Source organism: Janthinobacterium sp. GW821-FHT03C08 (assembly GCF_059420905.1).
Window position 1 is genome coordinate 196675 of record NZ_JBWKUP010000001.1, and the last position, 17779, is coordinate 214453.

A 17779-nucleotide genomic window follows, 5' to 3' on the forward strand; every position below is an offset into this window, starting at 1 on the left:
GCCCCCCTTTTTAGCGCTGGAAGTAGGCACTGACGGCAGCAATCACATGGTCGACTTGCTCATCAGTCATGCCCGGGAAGCAAGGCAGGCTGACCACGGTCTCGCTGGCGGCTTCCGTCACCGGCAAGGTGCCAGCTAAGCGGGCGCCAGGATATGCTGGCTGATGATGGTCGGGGATTGGATAGTGCGCGTCCGTGGCAACACCTTCCGCCTTGAGAAACTCGCGGAAGGCATCCCGCTCGCGCACGCGCATGACATACAGGTGCGCCACATAATCATCGCCGACGGCAGGCAGCGACAGCAGCGGGAATGCCGCGAAGGCCACGTTGTAGCGGCCGGCGATGCTGCGGCGCTGGGAATTCCAGCTATCGAGATGCGGCAGCTTTTCATTCAGGATCGCAGCTTGCATTTCATCGAGACGGCTGTTGCGCCCCCCCGCCATGGCGACCTGGTACTTGGACGACCATCCATATTGACGCAAGGTGCGCAGGCGCGCATTCAATGCGGCATCCTTGCACACGATAGCACCGCCATCCCCCAACGCGCCCAGATTCTTGGTAGGATAAAAACTGAAGCAAGCCGCCTCACCCCAGGCACCAGCCATACGGCCGTTGCGGCGGGCGCCATGCGACTGGGCACAGTCTTCGATCAGGGGCACACCCGCCGCGCGGCACAAGGCTTGCAGGGTATCCATATCCGCCAGCTGGCCATACAAGTGCGTCACGATCACGCATTTCGGTTTTTCTGCCAGGGCGAGCGCCAGCGCATCGGCAGACATGGTCATGCTCGTCTCATCGGCATCGACATACAACGGAACGGCACCAATGGCATGAATCGCCGTGCTGCTGTAGAAGCCCGCATTCGCCACCGCAACAACCACATCTCCACGCTCGACGCCTAGGCCGCGCAAGGCAATCTCAAGTGCATCCGTACCATTCGCGACAGAAATGCAATGCTCAACGCCCACATAGGCGGCAAAGGCCGCTTCAAAATTGCTGACTTCCTGGCCAAGTACATACCAGTGACGTATCAATACCCGCTTGATCGCGGCTTCAAAATCAAGCGTGGCGTTGGCCGCAACGTCGGAAAATAAGTTAATCATTCAAAACTCCTATCAAGTGCTTATCATTGTACGCATCGGTGCCAGCCCCACCTTGGCTGAAAAGCCGTCTTTCAGTTTCATGGCACGCTTTTCTACAAGATGCCAGGACAGAAAACCACAGATCAGTGCGGCGGTACATGCGTAAATACAGTTTTGCATCCCTGTCAGATGCGGAAAATAATGGGCGATCAACTGTTGGCAAGGCCAGCCGTACAAGTACACGCCATAAGAAAGATCTCCCCACCGGTCCAGCCAGGCAAATTGCGCGTAGAAACTGGCAGTACAGAAGAATGTCGTCAACAACAATACATAAGCATAGGGAAAACGGTCCGTTCCCAAGGTAATGCCAGCCAAAAACAGGGCGGTCAGCAAATAGAATGGACTCACCGGCACCGTATCACGATTGATATACAAAAAAGCGCCGATGCAGAACAGAAGGCAGACGTGGCGGCTAGTCGAATTATTGAAAATACCCGGCGTCAGTTCCGGCGCCGACCACAAGGCCACGATGCCGACAAAGAAGACGACATTGAAGACGGCGCGGCGCTGCAAGATCCCTAGTAAATAAATGATCAGCAAGACGACATACAGCCATACCTCGATCAACACGGACCAGATCGAGCCATTGATGGCGTGGTCGGCATTGCCTTCGAAAACGCCAGGGAGAAAGAAGGCACCTCGGAAGGTGCCTGCCAGGCCCAGGAAGTAAGACCATACTTCGCGGTGTTTCAAATAGTCGCCAAGCGGCAGGGTCGTCAGCACGGCACCCATGACGAACGTCGTCAGTATCAGGTTCACCCACAGCGCCGGATAAATACGCAGCACGCGCGCAATCACATACCGGCGTACCCCACCTTTCAGGATGCTGGCAGTAACCAGAAAGCCACTGATCAAAAAGAACAGGTCCACGGCGACGCCGCCACTGAACGCGTAGTTGGTGGTGCGCGTGACCCAGTCCGCTGGCGTGCCAGGTACGATCGATGGCGTATGACCATAGATGACGGTCAGCGCCGCCAACAGGCGAATGAAGGTCAGATTGTTATGCTTGCCGACAAAAAGACTACCCAGTGTTGGTGTCATTTCACCTGCTCCAGGTCTATCGTCAGGCAGGGTACCGGCATTTTGTCACGGTTATCGACTACCACCGTATGCCCCGCCGAGGATTCCGCACCTGACTGCATGCCAGCTTGCAAGGTTGACGCGGGATCGACAAGCAGATACCAGGTGGCGTGCAGATCCATGACATAGGTGAGATAGGAGCCGCCATGCATGTACCACGGGGAAAAGGCATTCGCACCAAGGATGCAAACCTTCCCCTCCTGATTGATGGCGTCTCTTTGGCCCTGCAACAGTTGCAATACGCGCCGGTTCGACGAGCCGACCTCGTCATACCAAGTCGCAATACTGCTGCGCTTGGCATAGTCGACCGCGGACAGGAGCACTACCAGCAGCAGAAAAATCAGCGTACCGGCCGGAACGCGTCGGCCGGCCCCGGCGGAAGACACAGGCAAGGTCAATTCATACGATGCGGCGTAGACGCTGGCCAGCAGCAAGGGCAGCCAGATCAGCTCATAATAGGCGTTGACGTGATTTGGCAAGACCGAATAGGGCAGCATTACGCTGAGCATTGCAACGAGCAGAAAGGCCGTTGCGGGCATCCTCTTGTCCCGCACCGCGATCCACAGGGCGGCCACTGCCGCGCAAACGAATACCAGGGCGATCAGGATGCCGTGCGTATGCATGGCAGGGTGCCCGGCGCCCAGCAAATAGCGCCACATTGTCCGCGCGATACCCCACGGCGTGGCGTCGATAAAATACGGCGAGCTGCTGCCGCTCATGCCCAGGAAACTCGATGCGCCCATGAATTTGGCGCCAGCGATCAGCACGGCGCAAATACCCAGTGCCAGGCCGGTCCAGGCGACGATGCGGACACGCCCGGCGGGGGATCGAATAACAGCGTACACGGCCGAGACGCCATACAGGACAACGAAGTCCTCCTTGGCCAACACGGACAACACCAGCAGCATCAGCGAAAGCGGCAAATAGCCACGACGGGGGGCGCTAATCTCGCGCAACACAGCCCAGGCCGCGGCAACGCCAAAACATCCGGACAACAGATGCGTGCTCATGCCGGTATAACGTGCGTACTCGACAATGACTGGACTGGCAAAGCAGGCGACCGCGAACAAGACCAGCACGAGCCAGTTATGGGCTGGACGTACAACTTCGCACAACAGCTTCCAGTTCAAGAAAACAAACACTACCGCCAGCAGGCGTATGCTCCAGATCAGCCATTCCGGTCCCATCTGGGCCAGGGCCTGGATCAGCAGCGTCGAAAACGGACGTATCCATACCCACGCCCAGGCATTGCCGCCAGAGCCATAATTGGAATAGTCGTCATGGTGCACCGGCACGGAGGACGGCAGTTGATGCGTCGTCGCCCAGTAGGTGGACAGATAAAAAATTACGCCCAGCACCAGCAAAGCAAGCAGCGCGCCGCCGGGGCCAGCCAAGAATCTGCCACCCGGGACCGGTGCCTGGGCAGTTCTCTTCAATTCAGTCTTCATCAAGCCTCGTCCCGTTCATATTTATGCGGAACCCAAGGTCCCCATTTGGCTTCGTAGGTCGCCTTATTGTCTTCAAACAGTTTCTGGCGGTCAGCACTCTTCACCTGGTTGAACGACGCGGACAAGTGGTGGTGAATAAAGACATCTTCGGCACATACCACGCGCAAGCCAAGCTGCTCGACGCGGCGGCAGTAATCATCATCCTCGAAGAAGCCGCGGCCAAACGCTTCGTCCAGATCTCCCACCCGTTCATACACGTTGCGCGAGAACATCACGCAGAAAAACGCAGCCGTCTGCAACGGGAAGGTCTGGCCGATATGCGCACGGGTATAACGCCCGGCCTCGACCAGCATTTTTTCCATCCCGTCATACTCAATATGAATCTTGGCCTGGTTACCAATATTGTTCGTGACGGGGCCGATCAATCCGATGGACGGATCGCGCTGCAAGTGCTTGAACAAGGTACGCACCCAGCCTGGCGTGACGTAGGTATCATTATTCAACAACACCAGATATTCGCCACCGGCAATCGCCAGGCCCTGGTTATTGGCAGCAGCAAAGCCGCGATTATCACTGTTCAAAATCAGCTTGCGGTTCGCGGCACCAGCAGCCCACTCCGTCAAGAAATCGGGAGAGCCGTCAGACGAAGCATTGTCCACGACAATAATTTCTATTGCCGCATACTGGGTTTGTTCTTCCAGGCTGGCCAGACAGGCACGTGTAAACGCGATATTGTTATAGGTAACCACGACCACGCTGACGAAAGGATCGCGGATGCCGGATTCCGCATGGCTGATCAGCGCCTGGGCGCGGTGCGTCCAGGTCTGTTCCCGCGCAAAATCCTGGCGTTGGGTAATGGCTTGCGCATCTTCGCCCTCCAGGAAGACCGCGTCGATGGCGGACAGAAAGCCTTCGGTATCCTGCGCCACGCGTACCAGATCATCGAATTGCTGCATCTCCGGCAAGTCCACGGAAACCACCGGCTTCCCGGCGCTGAGGTATTCATATACCTTGACCGGATTGGTGGCCAGCGTCAGCGGAATCACCTTGAACGGCAGCAGGCAGACATCGAAGGAATGCAAGTACTTGGGCAACTGGGCATAAGCAACCTCGCCCGTCATGACCACGTTCGGCAAGTGCGCAAAGCGCGCCTTCGCCTGGACGGTATCGTCGCCGATCAGCAGGATGCAGCAGTCGGCAAAGCGCGCGGCAATTGCTTCGACCAGATCCAGGTCGAACCATTCGGCAATAGCGCCGTAATAGCCGATGATGCGCCGGCCCTGCGGCTCCACGTACAGCGTATCCGGTTTGCGCGCAAAGTGCGAAAACTCGCCCGCATTGCGCACCAGGGCGCGGTGCGGGGTATGCGTGGAGACGATCTGGTCCAGCCACGCCGAAGTGGTGATGGTCAAGTCCGCATTACGCATCAGGGCTCGCTCCAGCTGCAACACGGCATCAGCCGTGTTGCCAAATCCTTCGTGATGATCCATGCAGTCATACACCACGCGGCTGTTGGGCAATACGGCAGCGATGTCGTACCAGAAAGGGTGCTCCACCAGCGAGACCATGCTGCGCGAGTTAGCCCACTCGAGCACAGCCCCAAGGCCATTGCGCAGTTGCAATACGGTATCGTGTCCGGGCGCCGACGTGTAAATCACCGGCGCGCCTTCGGCGTGCAGGCAGATCTGGAACAGGCGCCCCTCGCTATCGAGCTGTTCCTGCTGAAAGCCAGGCCGGGCATCGTCAATCAAATTTACCGAAACATAAAAGACGCGGCGTCCAGAAAGGGCCAGAGCCTGTGCCAGCTGCTGCGGACGCTGATGGCGGAAGTGCCAGTCGATAACACCCCAGACGATATAATCGGGCGCATCGCCGGTTTGCGCAACGGGACGCACGTCCGGATATGCGAAAGGCACCGTCGCCAGCACCTGCTTGCGAACCGCGACATACGATTTCCCGACGGTTTTCCTGTATGCATTGACCATGCTACGCTTGGCCGCGTCCGGCAACGGCAAACGGTGATAAACCTTGCGCAAGCCACGCAGCATTTTTTGGCGGTCTTCGCTCAGCAAACCGTAGCGCCACATGCGCGCGCTGAACCGTAACGGTGCTGTCAGCCGCCACGAGCGCGTGCTGCGCATGCTGTCGAGTACTTTTTGCGCTGCCTCCTGGGCCGCCTGCTGGGTAACGACGGACTGGCTCAGGTTCTCAATTGCCGTATTTGCCAGCGATGTTTTTTGCTGCAATTGCAGGTTTTCGGCAGCGAGCATGGCCACCTCCTGCTGCAATGCGTTTATGGTGTCATGCGCGGCAGTCAGGCTTCCCTTGAGCATATCGCGATCAAAAACAGATTCCATCATCCGTTGGCGAATCCGGGCAATTTCTGCCCCTTCCTCGCTCAAGCGCTGCGCCAGTTTCCCGGCCACAGCCTGGTGTTCCTCGGCACTGATCCTCTGCAGATGTTGCGTCTGTGCCAAATGATCATCTTGTTCGATACGGCAGTCCAGCAAGCGTAGCTTGAGGTGATCCAGCCAGGCCGGAGCCGCGTACATGAGGATAACCTGCTCGCCCGCCCACAAGGAATCAGGAAGGGTGCGGCAATCGACGACACGCGACCAAGCCAAGCGGAAACCATTCTGCAGCACCAATGGCACATTCTCCGGCAGGAAGGAATAAAAATGCTCCTCAATACGCTGCATTTCACGATAGGGCAGAGCCAGCACGACGGCCTTCCCTGCCCGTTGCGCCAAGATCTGCAAAATCTCGTACGGCGCGTGAAAATGCTCCAGGGTGTTGGAGGAAAATACGATGTCAAATTGCCGCGCCGTCCCCTGCTCGCCCTCCAGCCAGTTTTCATTCAAAAATTGCAGGGTGGGATAACGCTCGCTGGCCTGCTCAATCGCCACCGGGGAAAAGTCAACGCCCGTCAACTGGCGCGCGTCGATATGACTGGCCAGGCAGTCCGTACCATCCCCCTGCGCGCAGCCCCAATCGACCACGCTCAAGCTTTGCTGCCGGATTTGATCAAACAGCCAGCGCGGCAGGTTTTCAATGGCGAGGCGCGCAAAGAAACGGGACTGGCGCGGGCCGTCAAATGTTTCCCAATCGGTCGAAAAACGACCGTCCCAATAATTATCGGTATTAATTTTAGTAGCGTCGGTCATTTACTTGAGCAAAATAGAGTGCTGAATGGGAGGCTGAAACTGGCCAAAAAGGCGAGCATCGGACAGGGATGAAAAGTAATGGGCACCTTCCACGTATTCATAATAATGAATATCGCTATGCTGACGATTTTCAAGCGCCGCCACCAAGAGATATTTCCCTGTCAATAAGTAATTATTAAGTTGAAACGATACGCTAAATTGTTCCGCACCGGGAAGAACTTTCTCTTCAAAATCATGCGTTGTAGAAACAATTAGATCACTCCCTTGCAAATCCTTGATGGAAAAAGCAACGCTGAGATGCTCGCGTGGAATATCCGCAGGGATACACAATTCGATACGGACTTCGATGGCACTATTCCAGTAGTGCACGTTCTTGCGCACGCCGTCGGAATCGAGCACGGCGGCCGAAACGATGCTGCCCTTATGCGATCCCCAATGCGTGACTGGGCGCGAATCGAGCAGGATTTCTGGCATATCGCGTGCGCCAGTGGCCAGAGTCAAGGCATGCTCGCCTTGCCGTTCCGCGTTGCTATCAGGGCTGGACAATTGCTCGGACTCTATCTCCGCATGCAACAGTTCCTCTTCCGTCTGTTCATCCTGGAACATGTATTCCATATAGCGTCCCGTGACCGGGAACACGTCACCCTGTTCGACCAGGCGTCCCTTGTCCAGCCACACCACACGTTCACACAGCGTGCGTATCGATCCGACATCATGGCTTACGAAGAGGATCGTCGTGCCCTGCTCCTTGATTTCCTTGATGCGGCGCATGCATTTCGCGACAAAGCGGGCGTCGCCCACGGACAAGGCTTCATCCACGATCAGGATGTCCGGATCGACGTGGATGGCAATCGAAAAGGCCAGGCGCGCATACATGCCGCTAGAATACGTCTTGACGGGCTGATCGAGAAAATCGCCTAACTCCGAAAACTCCAGCACTTCCGCCATGCGCGCCTGCATGTCCTGCGCGGAAAAACCCAGGATGGCGGCATTGAGCATGACGTTTTCCCGCCCGGTAAACTCGACGTTAAAGCCTGCGCCCAGTTCCAGCAAAGCGGCAACGCGCCCCTGCGTGCTGATCGTTCCCGTACTCGGCGCCACCGTGCCGCATATCATTTGCAGCAGGGTGGATTTACCACTGCCATTCCGGCCGATAATGCCCACCGTTTCGCCACGGCGAACGGAAAACGACACATCGTGCAATGCCCAGAATTCGCGGAAATACTGCTTGCTTCCACGCCGCAGCATTTGCAACAAGCGGTCACGGGGGCGGTCATAAATGTGGTAGCACTTGCTGAGGCCCTCTACCTGAATCGAAATATCAGAGGACATCGGCGAAACCCTTTCGTGTCTTTTGGAACCAGGCAAACCCAAGCCACGACAACAGCAATGTCGCCGCACCATATAGCGCCAACATGCCCAGGTCGGGCAACTTCCCCCAGAATAAGACGTCACGCGTCATTTCCACCGCTGGCGTGAGCGGGTTGAAGAGCAGGAGATGGCGATAATTTTCAGGCAAAGAGCTTACCGGGTAAAAAATAGGCGTCAAGAACATCAGGACGGTGGTGACCATGCCAATAAACTGAGCCACGTCGCGCAGGTACACGCTCAGCGACGCCAGTACCCAGCTCAGTCCCATGATGAGCAAAAGCACGGGCAAGATGATCACTGGCATCAGCAACACGGTAGCGTGTGGCACGCCAAACAGCACCGCATACGCAATCAGCCATACGACCAGGCTAATCATGAAGTGAAACAAGGCGGAGCCTGCACTAACCCAAGGCAATATCTCCAAAGGAAATACGACTTTCTTGACATAGTTAACATTCGCCGTTACCAGGCCCGGGGCACGGTTAATACATTCAGAAAACAGATTGAAAATGATTAAACCGGCAAACAGCACTAGGGCAAACTCCGTTTTTGAGTCGCTACCCGCATTCCAACGCGCCTTGAAGACTACGCTGAAAACAAAGGTATAGATGACCAGCATGAAGACGGGGTTAAAAAACGACCATAAGATCCCCAGTACGGAACCGCGATAGCGGCCGATGACTTCGCGCTGTATCAATACAAAGATCAGGCTATGGTTACGCCACAGGCTGGCAACCATTTCCTTGGGGGAGGTGGAAAAATGCCGCATTAGTGGACACTCCTTGGCAGCCAGAATGCCTGGCGCATGGACACCGCGCAATCGGCGACGCCGAAACTGTGCCGCGTCACGTCTTGCTCCCGTCTCTCAACAGATGCAGCAAGTATTGGCCATAGCCATTTTTGCTCAATGGTTGCGCCAAGGCCTGCAACTGCATGGCATTGATAAAACCTTTGCGATATGCAATTTCTTCAGGACAAGCGACCTTCAAGCCCTGGCGATTCTCGATGGTCGCGATAAAATTACCTGCTTCAATTAAACTTTCATGCGTGCCGGTATCGAGCCAAGCATATCCCCGTCCCAGCATTTCCACATTCAGCTGCTTGCGCTCCAGATAAATACGATTCACGTCCGTGATTTCCAGTTCGCCCCGAGCCGATGGCGTCAGGCTGGCGGCAATGTCGACCACCTGATTATCGTAGAAATACAGGCCGGTAACTGCATAGTTGCTTTTCGGCACATGAGGTTTTTCTTCCAGGCTCGTGGCGCGGCCACTGACATCAAAATCAACGACACCATAGCGCTCGGGATCGTGCACGTGATAGGCAAAAACCGTCGCGCCGCTCGCCTGAGCTGCAGCTTGCTCGAGCTGCTTCTGCAGGTCATGTCCGTAAAAAATGTTATCGCCGAGAACCAGCGCACACGAGGCGTCGCCGATAAAGTCCTTGCCGATAATAAAAGCCTGTGCCAGCCCATCAGGGCTTACCTGCACCGCGTAGGTGAGATTCAAGCCCCAGGCGCTGCCATCGCCAAGCAATTGCTCAAAGCGCGGGGTATCTTGTGGCGTTGAAATAATCAGAATGTCGCGTATGCCCGCTAGCATCAAAGTGCTGAGCGGATAGTAAATCATTGGCTTGTCATACACTGGCAGCAACTGCTTGGATACCGCCATCGTGACGGGATAGAGGCGCGTACCGGAACCGCCCGCGAGAATGATACCTTTTCTTTTATGCATGATTACTTTTCCAAAACTTCGGTCAGCATGCGAGCCACGCCTACCTGCCAGTCTGGCAATTCCAATCCAAATGCCTGCTGCAACTTATGCAAGGCCATGCGCGAGTTCTTGGGGCGCGGGGCAATCACGGTAAAAGCCGTGCTATCGACCGCATCGATCGCTTCCGGGGCCACCGTCAAGTTCATCCCGGCCTGACGGGCAGACTCGATGATGAAACGGGCATAGCCATGCCACGACGTCTGCCCTGCCGCAGCCAAGTGATAGATGCCGCTCAGCTCGGGCGAGACGAGTGTGGCACGGATGGCATGGGCCGTCACATCGGCCAGCAGTTCGGCGCCAGTCGGTGCGCCGATCTGGTCGTTGACCACGGACAGGCGCTCCCTTTCTGCGGCGAGGCGCAGCATGGTCTTGGCAAAATTATTGCCGCGTGCTGCATATATCCAGCTGGTGCGGAAGATCAGGTGCCGACAGCCAGCCGCGACTATGGCCTGCTCGCCTTCCAGCTTGGACCGGCCATATACACTCAGCGGCCCGGTGGGATCGCTCTCGCTCCAGGGCTGCTCGCCGCTGCCGTCAAACACGTAGTCGGTCGAATAGTGCACGAGCAGGGCGCCGCTACGGGCCGCTTCGCGCGCCAGCACGCCGGGCGCCAGCGCATTGACGGTACGACACAACGGCTCCTCGCTCTCGGCGCGGTCGACAGCCGTATACGCAGCCGCATTGACGATAACATCCGGAGCAACGCTGCGCACGGTGGCGGCGATGCCGTCCAGGTCACGCAAGTCGCCGCAGAAATCCACGCTGTCGCTGGCCGGCGCTACCACTACGCCCAATGGCGCCAGGCTGCGCTGCAGTTCCCAGCCGACTTGTCCGTTCTTGCCTAGCAACAGAATTTTCATGCGGCCCTCCCTGCATAGTTTGTTGCCAACCAATCCCGGTATGTCCCCGACTGAACGTGCTCGACCCAGTCCGCATGCTCCAGATACCATTGCACGGTCTTGCGAATGCCGCTGTCAAACGTTTCCGCCGGTTTCCAGCCTAGTTCGCGGGCGATCTTGCTGGCATCGATGGCATAGCGGCGGTCGTGGCCAGGGCGATCCGTCACATAGGTGATCTGACCGGCATAGCCGGCCCCATCGGCACGCGGACGCAGCTCATCAAGGAGGCGACAGATGGTCTGCACGATCTCGAGGTTCGGCTTTTCGTTCCAGCCGCCCACGTTATACACCTCGCCGAGTTGCCCCGCTTCGAGCACGCGGCGAATGGCGCTGCAATGATCCTTGACGTACAACCAGTCGCGGATCTGCTGACCGTCGCCATACACGGGCAAGGCTTTGCCCGCCAGTGCATTGACAATCATCAGCGGGATCAGCTTTTCGGGAAAGTGATAGGGACCATAATTATTCGAACAGTTTGTCGTCAGGACGGGCAAGCCATAGGTGTGATGATAGGAGCGTACCAGATGATCGCTGGCAGCCTTGCTGGCCGAGTAAGGACTGTTCGGCTCGTAGCGGTGCTGCTCCGTGAATGCCGCTGCGCCTGGAGCGAGCGAGCCATACACTTCATCGGTCGAAACGTGCACGAAACGAAACGCCGCCTTGTCGGACGCGTCCAGCCCACTCCAATAGGCGCGCACGCTTTCCAACAAGGTGAAAGTTCCGACCACATTCGTCTCGACAAACGCCCCCGGGGCATGGATGGAGCGGTCCACGTGGCTTTCTGCGGCGAAATTAATTACTGCCCGCGGCTGATACTTGGCGAGTAATTCTGCGACCAGCACGCTATCGCCAATATCGCCATGAATAAAATGATGATGGGGATTATGCTGCACCGCGGATAAATTTTCCCGATTTCCGGCATAAGTCAGTTTATCCAGGTTAATCAGCAATTCATCGGACTGTGCCAGCCAGTCAAGGACGAAATTACTGCCGATAAAGCCTGCACCACCGGTAACAATCACACTCATATTTATATTTATATTTATATTTTATTAAAAATTGCTGCAACAAAAAGGGCGAAATTACCTGCCGTACTTTGGCGACGAACGCCGCAACGCGCCAGCAGCCAAAGCCGGGGCAACAGCCAGGTTTGCCTCGCCTTGGAAAAGTCATCCAGGATACGTTTATTTTCTGGTGTCAAGCTGCCATACAGGCGCTGGAGCGATTCGATATTGCGGTCATTCCAGCTGCGAAACCAACCATTCCATAGCCGCGTACCGCGCGACCAGCGCGCCTGCCAGCTGATATTGGTCCCAACCAGATTACCGTCATGCTGGCGATATCTGACGCCAGGCACAGCATCATAAAAAATCTGGCCTCCACAACCGCTGACTACCATATAGGCCCAGCAATCGTGCGACACAATGTTCACATCCTTGCCTGCCTTGCGCAGCAGCGCCCTGGCGGCGTCATTGAATACCATCGTGTTGCCGCCACCGATGCTTTGTATCAGGGAGTTGGCAAAATTTGGCGCCCGCGTGAACAATGGTGACAAGCCTATCGGCTGATTGCCTATATCGACCAACAAGGCGCGGGAACAGTACAGGGCGGGCGTCTCCGGTGGAACGGTGCGCAACCATTCCACCGCACGCTGCAGTTTATCCGATTCCCAGACATCATCCTGGTCGGAGTAGGCGTAATAGTCGGCGACGATATCGGCATCGCAACTGAGCGACAAGAAATTCGCCGCAAAACCTTGCGCTGGTCCCGCGTGCATGGACAAGCGCTGCTTGCCCCATTTCTGCTGGTAGGCTTCGAGAATGGCATGCGTATCATCGAGCGAACCATCATCGGAAGCCCATACTTCCCAGTTGGGGTAGGTTTGCGCGGAAAAGGAATCAAGCTGATCGACCAGGAAGTGTTGCCCGTGATACGTGCATAGCAAAATTGCAATTTTTTGCGCACACGCAGACTCGCCATCGCTGCTATGCGTAGATTGCGCACCTCCCCCTGCCCGAAGCACCGGCACTCCTTCGGACTGCAGCTCCTTGAGAAAAGCCCCGGACTCGCCAGCCATCATTCTATTCAATTGATTCACTCGTACTCGTCTCCACCTTTGATCAGTCCCGACATTTTCGACGTGCGGAGCACTTTAAGTCCGGAAGTATCGCAGATGTCAGAGCTTTTTAATAAGCTGGTAACATTATGTAACAACAAGATCGTCATCTTATTTTAACATTAATGGCATTTTGCTCATGGCCGCGCACGATACGGCACATCAAGACAACAAGCATTGAAATTAACAAAAACAATTGCAACAGAGAATTGATTAATACAAATGCTCAGACTTGTTATTTATCAATGTAGACATGAAGACTAGGTCAGGCGCGCCCGTCTTATGGTGTGGAGATAGAACTCAGCCCGCCTGAAAAATCTGGCCAGGAATTATTTACAATCAAGAACTACGCCTGTCATGCACCCTCACCCCATTGCACGCAAGCACATCCGGTGTCCTCCCATCAGCTTGTCACGGGAGGGGGCAGTCCGCCCCCCCCATGACGCCTACTGCCAGGAAGATAGGAGGCGCGTCAGGCACACTACTTCGACAAGCCGCCGAGCAAAGCCGCCAATTTCTGCTTGGGCTTGCTCGCTGGCGGATTCACGGCCGCCACGGGTGCAGCCTTCGTCGGTTCATACGGCTTCAGGAACCACGGATCAACCTTGTCGCGGCGGGCGCCGGGACCGAAGGCGGGACGGGCGCCGCGCTCGGGGGAACGGCTGTCGCGGCTGTCGCCGGCATGGCGGCTGTCGGCTGCGCGCGCCGGACGCGCTTCGCCGCCTTCGCTGCGGCGTGGCGGACGGCGCTCGCTGTCACTGCCGCGCGCAGGGGCCGGCGCGAAGCCCGTCAGTTCGCCGCGCTTGATGCTTTGCTTGATGAGTTTTTCGATATCGGCCAGCAGGCGCTCGTCCTTGTCCGAATAGATCGAGATGGCATCGCCCGAGGCACCGGCGCGGCCCGTGCGGCCGATACGGTGCACATAGTCTTCCGCGTTGTACGGCAGGTCGAAGTTGATGACGCAAGGCAAGTCCGAAATATCCAGGCCCCGCGCGGCCACATCCGTGGCGACCAGCACGTCGATCTCGCCCTTCTTGAATGCTTCCAGCGCCGCCATGCGTTCCTGCTGGCTCTTGTCGCCATGAATCGCCGTGGCGCTCATGCCTTCCTGCTCCAGCACGCGGGCCAGGCGCGAGGCGCCGATCTTGGTATTCGAAAACACGATGACCTGCTTCAGGTCGCGCTGGCGCAGCAAATGGGCGACCAGGGCGTGTTTCTGGTCTTCCGGCACCTTGTAGACCACTTGCGTGACCTTGTCGGCCGTCTGGTTGCTGCGCGCCACTTCGATCGTCAGCGGATCGTTGAGGAAAGTGCCGGCCAGCTTCTTGATTTCTGGCGAGAACGTAGCCGAGAACATCAGGTTCTGGCGCTGTTTCGGCAGCAAGTTGATAATACGTAGCAAGTCCGGCAAGAAACCCATGTCCAGCATGCGGTCGGCTTCATCCATGACCAGCATCTGCACCTGGCTCAGGCTGATGTTCTTTTGCTCGATATGGTCGAGCAAACGGCCCGGCGTGGCGATGACGATTTCCACGCCGCCACGCAGGATCACCGTTTGCGGCTTCATGTCCATGCCGCCAAAGACGACGGTCGAACGCAGCGGCGTGTGCTTGGCATAGGCCTTGACGTTTTCGGCCACCTGCACGGCCAGTTCGCGCGTCGGCGTGAGGATCAGCGCGCGCACCGGGTGGCGCGCGGGCGACATGCTGCTGCTGGCATGCGCCAACAGCAGCTGGATGATCGGCAGCGAGAAGCCGGCCGTCTTGCCCGTGCCCGTCTGGGCCGCGCCCATCACGTCGCGGCCCTGCAGCACCACGGGAATGGCCTGCTCCTGGATGGGCGTCGGATGGGTATAACCCTGCTCGGTCAAGGCGCGCAGAATCTCGGGGGCCAGGCCAAAATCGGCAAAACGCACGGCGGGAGCTTCGATGGGGGCGGGAGGTGCAACAGGCGCCGCTGCGGCGGCAGGCGCCGCGTCAGTGGCGATCGCCGGGCTAGGCGTAGGAGTCGATTCAGTTTCAGACATAAATTTTCTGGTGTGCCTCCGCACTGCGGAAGCCATGCTTTCTCAATAAACAACATTTCGGGGCGCAGACAGCTTCGTTTTGCAAGCCATAGATCATTGCTCTTGCGGCACCTCCGTGCTCCGGGACATGCTGTGCGGCGAGTGCGGAAGCGGTGAGGAGGTGTGCTGCGATGGCGGCGGAGATCGCGCCGGCGGAACATCGCGCGCAGAAGATACAATATCAGTGCTGTAAACGATACCCTAATTCACCGCAACTGTACACGGAAACCGTGATTTTTGAGCAAAAAGCGTTCCAGCTGCGGCCTGCCGGAATGCCGTATCATGCTGGCTCTGACGCCCCTCGTTGCCGCCTTCCCCACCATGTCCACCATTGCCCGCCTCCACGATCCCCAGCCCCAGCCGCCCGTCAAGCCAGGCAATGACGAATGCTGCCACAGCGGCTGTACTTTTTGCGTACTGGAAATGTACCAGGAAGACCTGGCGACCTATGAAGACGCCTTGCGGGCATGGCAGCAGCGCCAGGAGGCCACCACCGCCACGCCTGCCGCCAAACGGCAGGGGAAACCCCGCAAGCGTCCTTAAAAGCTCTCCCACTCATCGGCTGGCGCCGTGCTGCGCGCAGCGCTGGCCAGCTTGCGCGGGACCGCCAAAGGCGCCGCCACGGCCGGCTTGGGGGCTGCCTGACGGGGCGCCCGCACGGTGATACTGGCCGTGTCGAGCTTGAAGATGCTGACCACCTCGCTCAGGCTGGCCGCCTGTTCCTGCATCGATTCGGCCGCCGCGGCCGCCTCTTCCACCAGGGCCGCATTTTGCTGCGTCACCTGGTCCATCTGGGCGATCGCCTGGTTGACCTGCTCGATGCCGGCGCTCTGCTCATTGCTGGCGGCCGTGATCTCGCTCATGATGTCCGTCACGCGCGTGATGCTGGCAACGATGTCATCCATCGTGCGGCCCGCCTGGTCCACCAGCTTAGAACCCGCTTCGACCTTCTCGACCGAGTCGCCGATGAGCACCTTGATATCCTTGGCCGCCGCCGCCGAGCGCTGCGCCAGGTTGCGCACTTCCGTCGCCACGACGGCAAAACCGCGGCCCTGCTCGCCCGCGCGCGCCGCTTCCACGGCCGCGTTCAGCGCCAGGATATTCGTCTGGAAAGCGATGCCGTCGATGACGGCGATGATGTCGACGATCTTGCGCGACGATGCATTGATCGATGCCATCGTGCCCACCACTTCGCCCACCACCTTGCCGCCCTCGACGGCGATGCTCGACGAGGTCAGCGCCATCGTGTTGGCCTGGCGCGCATTGTCCGCGTTCTGCTTCACGGTCGACGTCAGCTCTTCCATCGACGACGCCGTCTCTTCCAGCGAGCTGGCCTGCTGTTCCGTGCGCGAGGACAGGTCCTGGTTGCCGGCGGCGATCTGGCTCGACGCCGTGGCGATCGTGTCCGTGCCGCTGCGTACCTGGCCCACCAGATTCTGCAGGCTGGCATTCATATCCTTGAGAGCCTGCATCAATTGTCCAGTTTCATCTTGCGATTGCACAACAATATGCGCCGTCAGGTCGCCGGCCGCCACCTGGCGCGCCACGCCAACGGCCTCGACCAGTGGCCGTGCCACGCTGCGCGCCACCCATAGCGCCAGCAGCATGCCGACGGCGACGATACCCACCAGCAAGCCGATCAGGCTGGCGCGCGAGGCGGCATAGGTGGCGTCGGCGCTGGCGCTCGAGCGCGCGCCGCCGTCCGTATTAATGGCCACCAGTTTATCCAGCGCCACCATCATGTCCGTCATGACCTTGGCTGACGGCCCAACGGCCAGCGCCCGCGCCTCTTCCTTTTTCATCTCGCGCGACAGGCTCAGCATCGTCGCGTGCAGGCGCATGAATTCATCGTTGAGCGCCAGGAAACGCTCGAAGACTTCCTTTTCTCCCGGTTCGGAAATCAGGGTGCGGTATTTGTCGCCGTCCGTCTTCAGCTTGGCCTGCGTTTCCGTCATGCGCGTTTCATTGAGCGCCATGTCGGAATCCTGCGCGGCCAGCATGTGCGCCAGTTCCCAGCGGCGGAAATCGCTGACGTCGCTGCGCATGGACATTGCCGCCAGCACGCTGGGCATCCAGTTGGCGGACAGATCAGTCGAGGCGTCATTGATGCGCGCCATGGAAAAAATGGCCGACACGCCCAGCGCCGCCGTCAGCAGCAGCACGGCGCCAAACGACAAGATCAGCTTGGTGGCAATTTTCAGATCAAAAAACCATTTCATGCGTTGCTTCCTTCATTAATCAAGCGGAGCGAGACAGGTGCGCGCACTGACCAGGGCCGGCGCGGCCAATGGAGCGAAGAATGCCAGGCATCGCAGGCCGGGCCGCAGCGAGCAGGAAAGACGGGGCAGGACGGCACCCCGTGCAGCAAACCCGTTCGCGGCGGCAGCGCATACTGAAATGCAAGTCAAATTTCTGCAACGCAACATTTTATCATCGCGACTCCTGGCCGCAGATTGGTTTGATCACCGCACCCGGCTAAAGTTCGCTGTATGCCTGCTACGTGTCGCATTTTTGCCAAATCGCTGTTATTTCCGTATGGAAAAAGTAAAACCCCGGCGTAGGAGCCGGATGACACGAGGCAATGTTCCCAGCCTACATAAGCGCGTCGGCTCATCTGATGCCAACCGGCGCGGCATCGTCCTATAGTGGATGCAACACGTAACACAACGCTAGCAAGCCAGAAGCGCAGCGCCATCCAACAAAATCAGAAGACGAGGCCACAT

Annotated in this window: 13 protein-coding genes; 1 reads left to right on the forward strand and 12 read right to left on the reverse strand. The window is 57.9% G+C overall.

All coding sequences use genetic code 11. From position 1 onward, the window contains the following. Positions 1 to 10: 10 nt before the first annotated feature. The 11 genes from AC07VL_RS00875 to AC07VL_RS00925 form a co-directional block, all read right to left on the reverse strand. The gene (locus AC07VL_RS00875) at positions 11 to 1102 is read right to left on the reverse strand and encodes a DegT/DnrJ/EryC1/StrS family aminotransferase (protein WP_494804189.1); all 1092 of its coding nucleotides are present in this window, start codon (positions 1100 to 1102) and stop codon (positions 11 to 13) included. 12 nt (positions 1103 to 1114) lie between these two features. After that, a complete protein-coding gene (locus AC07VL_RS00880; RefSeq protein ID WP_494804190.1) occupies positions 1115 to 2182 on the reverse strand; it encodes an acyltransferase family protein in 1068 nt (355 codons plus the stop codon). Beyond that, positions 2179 to 3669 (reverse strand): hypothetical protein, encoded by a 1491-nt coding sequence (locus AC07VL_RS00885; RefSeq protein ID WP_494804191.1) that lies wholly within the window; start codon positions 3667 to 3669, stop codon positions 2179 to 2181. Before AC07VL_RS00885 ends, AC07VL_RS00880 begins: the two co-directional genes overlap by 4 nt. After that, complete coding sequence (locus tag AC07VL_RS00890; RefSeq protein WP_494804192.1) at positions 3669 to 6833, reverse strand: glycosyltransferase; 3165 nt, start codon at positions 6831 to 6833, stop codon at positions 3669 to 3671. The genes AC07VL_RS00885 and AC07VL_RS00890 overlap by 1 nt, the downstream gene beginning before the upstream one ends. Further along, on the reverse strand, positions 6834 to 8165 hold the full coding sequence (locus tag AC07VL_RS00895) for an ABC transporter ATP-binding protein (protein ID WP_494804193.1): 1332 nt from the start codon (positions 8163 to 8165) through the stop codon (positions 6834 to 6836). It lies immediately after the preceding gene. Then, on the reverse strand, positions 8155 to 8973 hold the full coding sequence (locus AC07VL_RS00900) for an ABC transporter permease (RefSeq protein ID WP_494804194.1): 819 nt from the start codon (positions 8971 to 8973) through the stop codon (positions 8155 to 8157). The genes AC07VL_RS00895 and AC07VL_RS00900 overlap by 11 nt, the downstream gene beginning before the upstream one ends. A 76-nt stretch (positions 8974 to 9049) precedes the next feature. Beyond that, complete coding sequence (rfbA, locus tag AC07VL_RS00905) at positions 9050 to 9937, reverse strand: glucose-1-phosphate thymidylyltransferase RfbA (RefSeq protein ID WP_494804195.1); 888 nt, start codon at positions 9935 to 9937, stop codon at positions 9050 to 9052. Between the two features lie 2 nt (positions 9938 to 9939). Further along, on the reverse strand, positions 9940 to 10836 hold the full coding sequence (rfbD, locus tag AC07VL_RS00910) for a dTDP-4-dehydrorhamnose reductase (RefSeq protein WP_494804196.1): 897 nt from the start codon (positions 10834 to 10836) through the stop codon (positions 9940 to 9942). Beyond that, the gene (gene rfbB, locus AC07VL_RS00915; RefSeq protein ID WP_494804197.1) at positions 10833 to 11903 is read right to left on the reverse strand and encodes a dTDP-glucose 4,6-dehydratase; all 1071 of its coding nucleotides are present in this window, start codon (positions 11901 to 11903) and stop codon (positions 10833 to 10835) included. Before rfbB ends, rfbD begins: the two co-directional genes overlap by 4 nt. Before the next feature lie 14 nt (positions 11904 to 11917). Continuing rightward, on the reverse strand, positions 11918 to 12973 hold the full coding sequence (locus tag AC07VL_RS00920) for a glycosyltransferase family 2 protein (protein WP_494804198.1): 1056 nt from the start codon (positions 12971 to 12973) through the stop codon (positions 11918 to 11920). A gap of 499 nt (positions 12974 to 13472) precedes the next feature. Further along, entirely contained in the window at positions 13473 to 15017 is a 1545-nt protein-coding gene (locus AC07VL_RS00925) for a DEAD/DEAH box helicase (protein WP_494804199.1), read from the reverse strand. 321 nt (positions 15018 to 15338) lie between these two features. Between AC07VL_RS00925 and AC07VL_RS00930 the strand changes: the two genes are divergently transcribed. Next, a complete protein-coding gene (locus AC07VL_RS00930) occupies positions 15339 to 15599 on the forward strand; it encodes an oxidoreductase-like domain-containing protein (RefSeq protein WP_494804200.1) in 261 nt (86 codons plus the stop codon). Here AC07VL_RS00930 and AC07VL_RS00935 read toward each other — a convergent pair. Beyond that, the gene (locus AC07VL_RS00935; RefSeq protein ID WP_494804201.1) at positions 15596 to 17275 is read right to left on the reverse strand and encodes a methyl-accepting chemotaxis protein; all 1680 of its coding nucleotides are present in this window, start codon (positions 17273 to 17275) and stop codon (positions 15596 to 15598) included. The two genes, AC07VL_RS00930 and AC07VL_RS00935, sit on opposite strands and share 4 nt — an antisense overlap. Positions 17276 to 17779 lie beyond the last annotated feature (504 nt).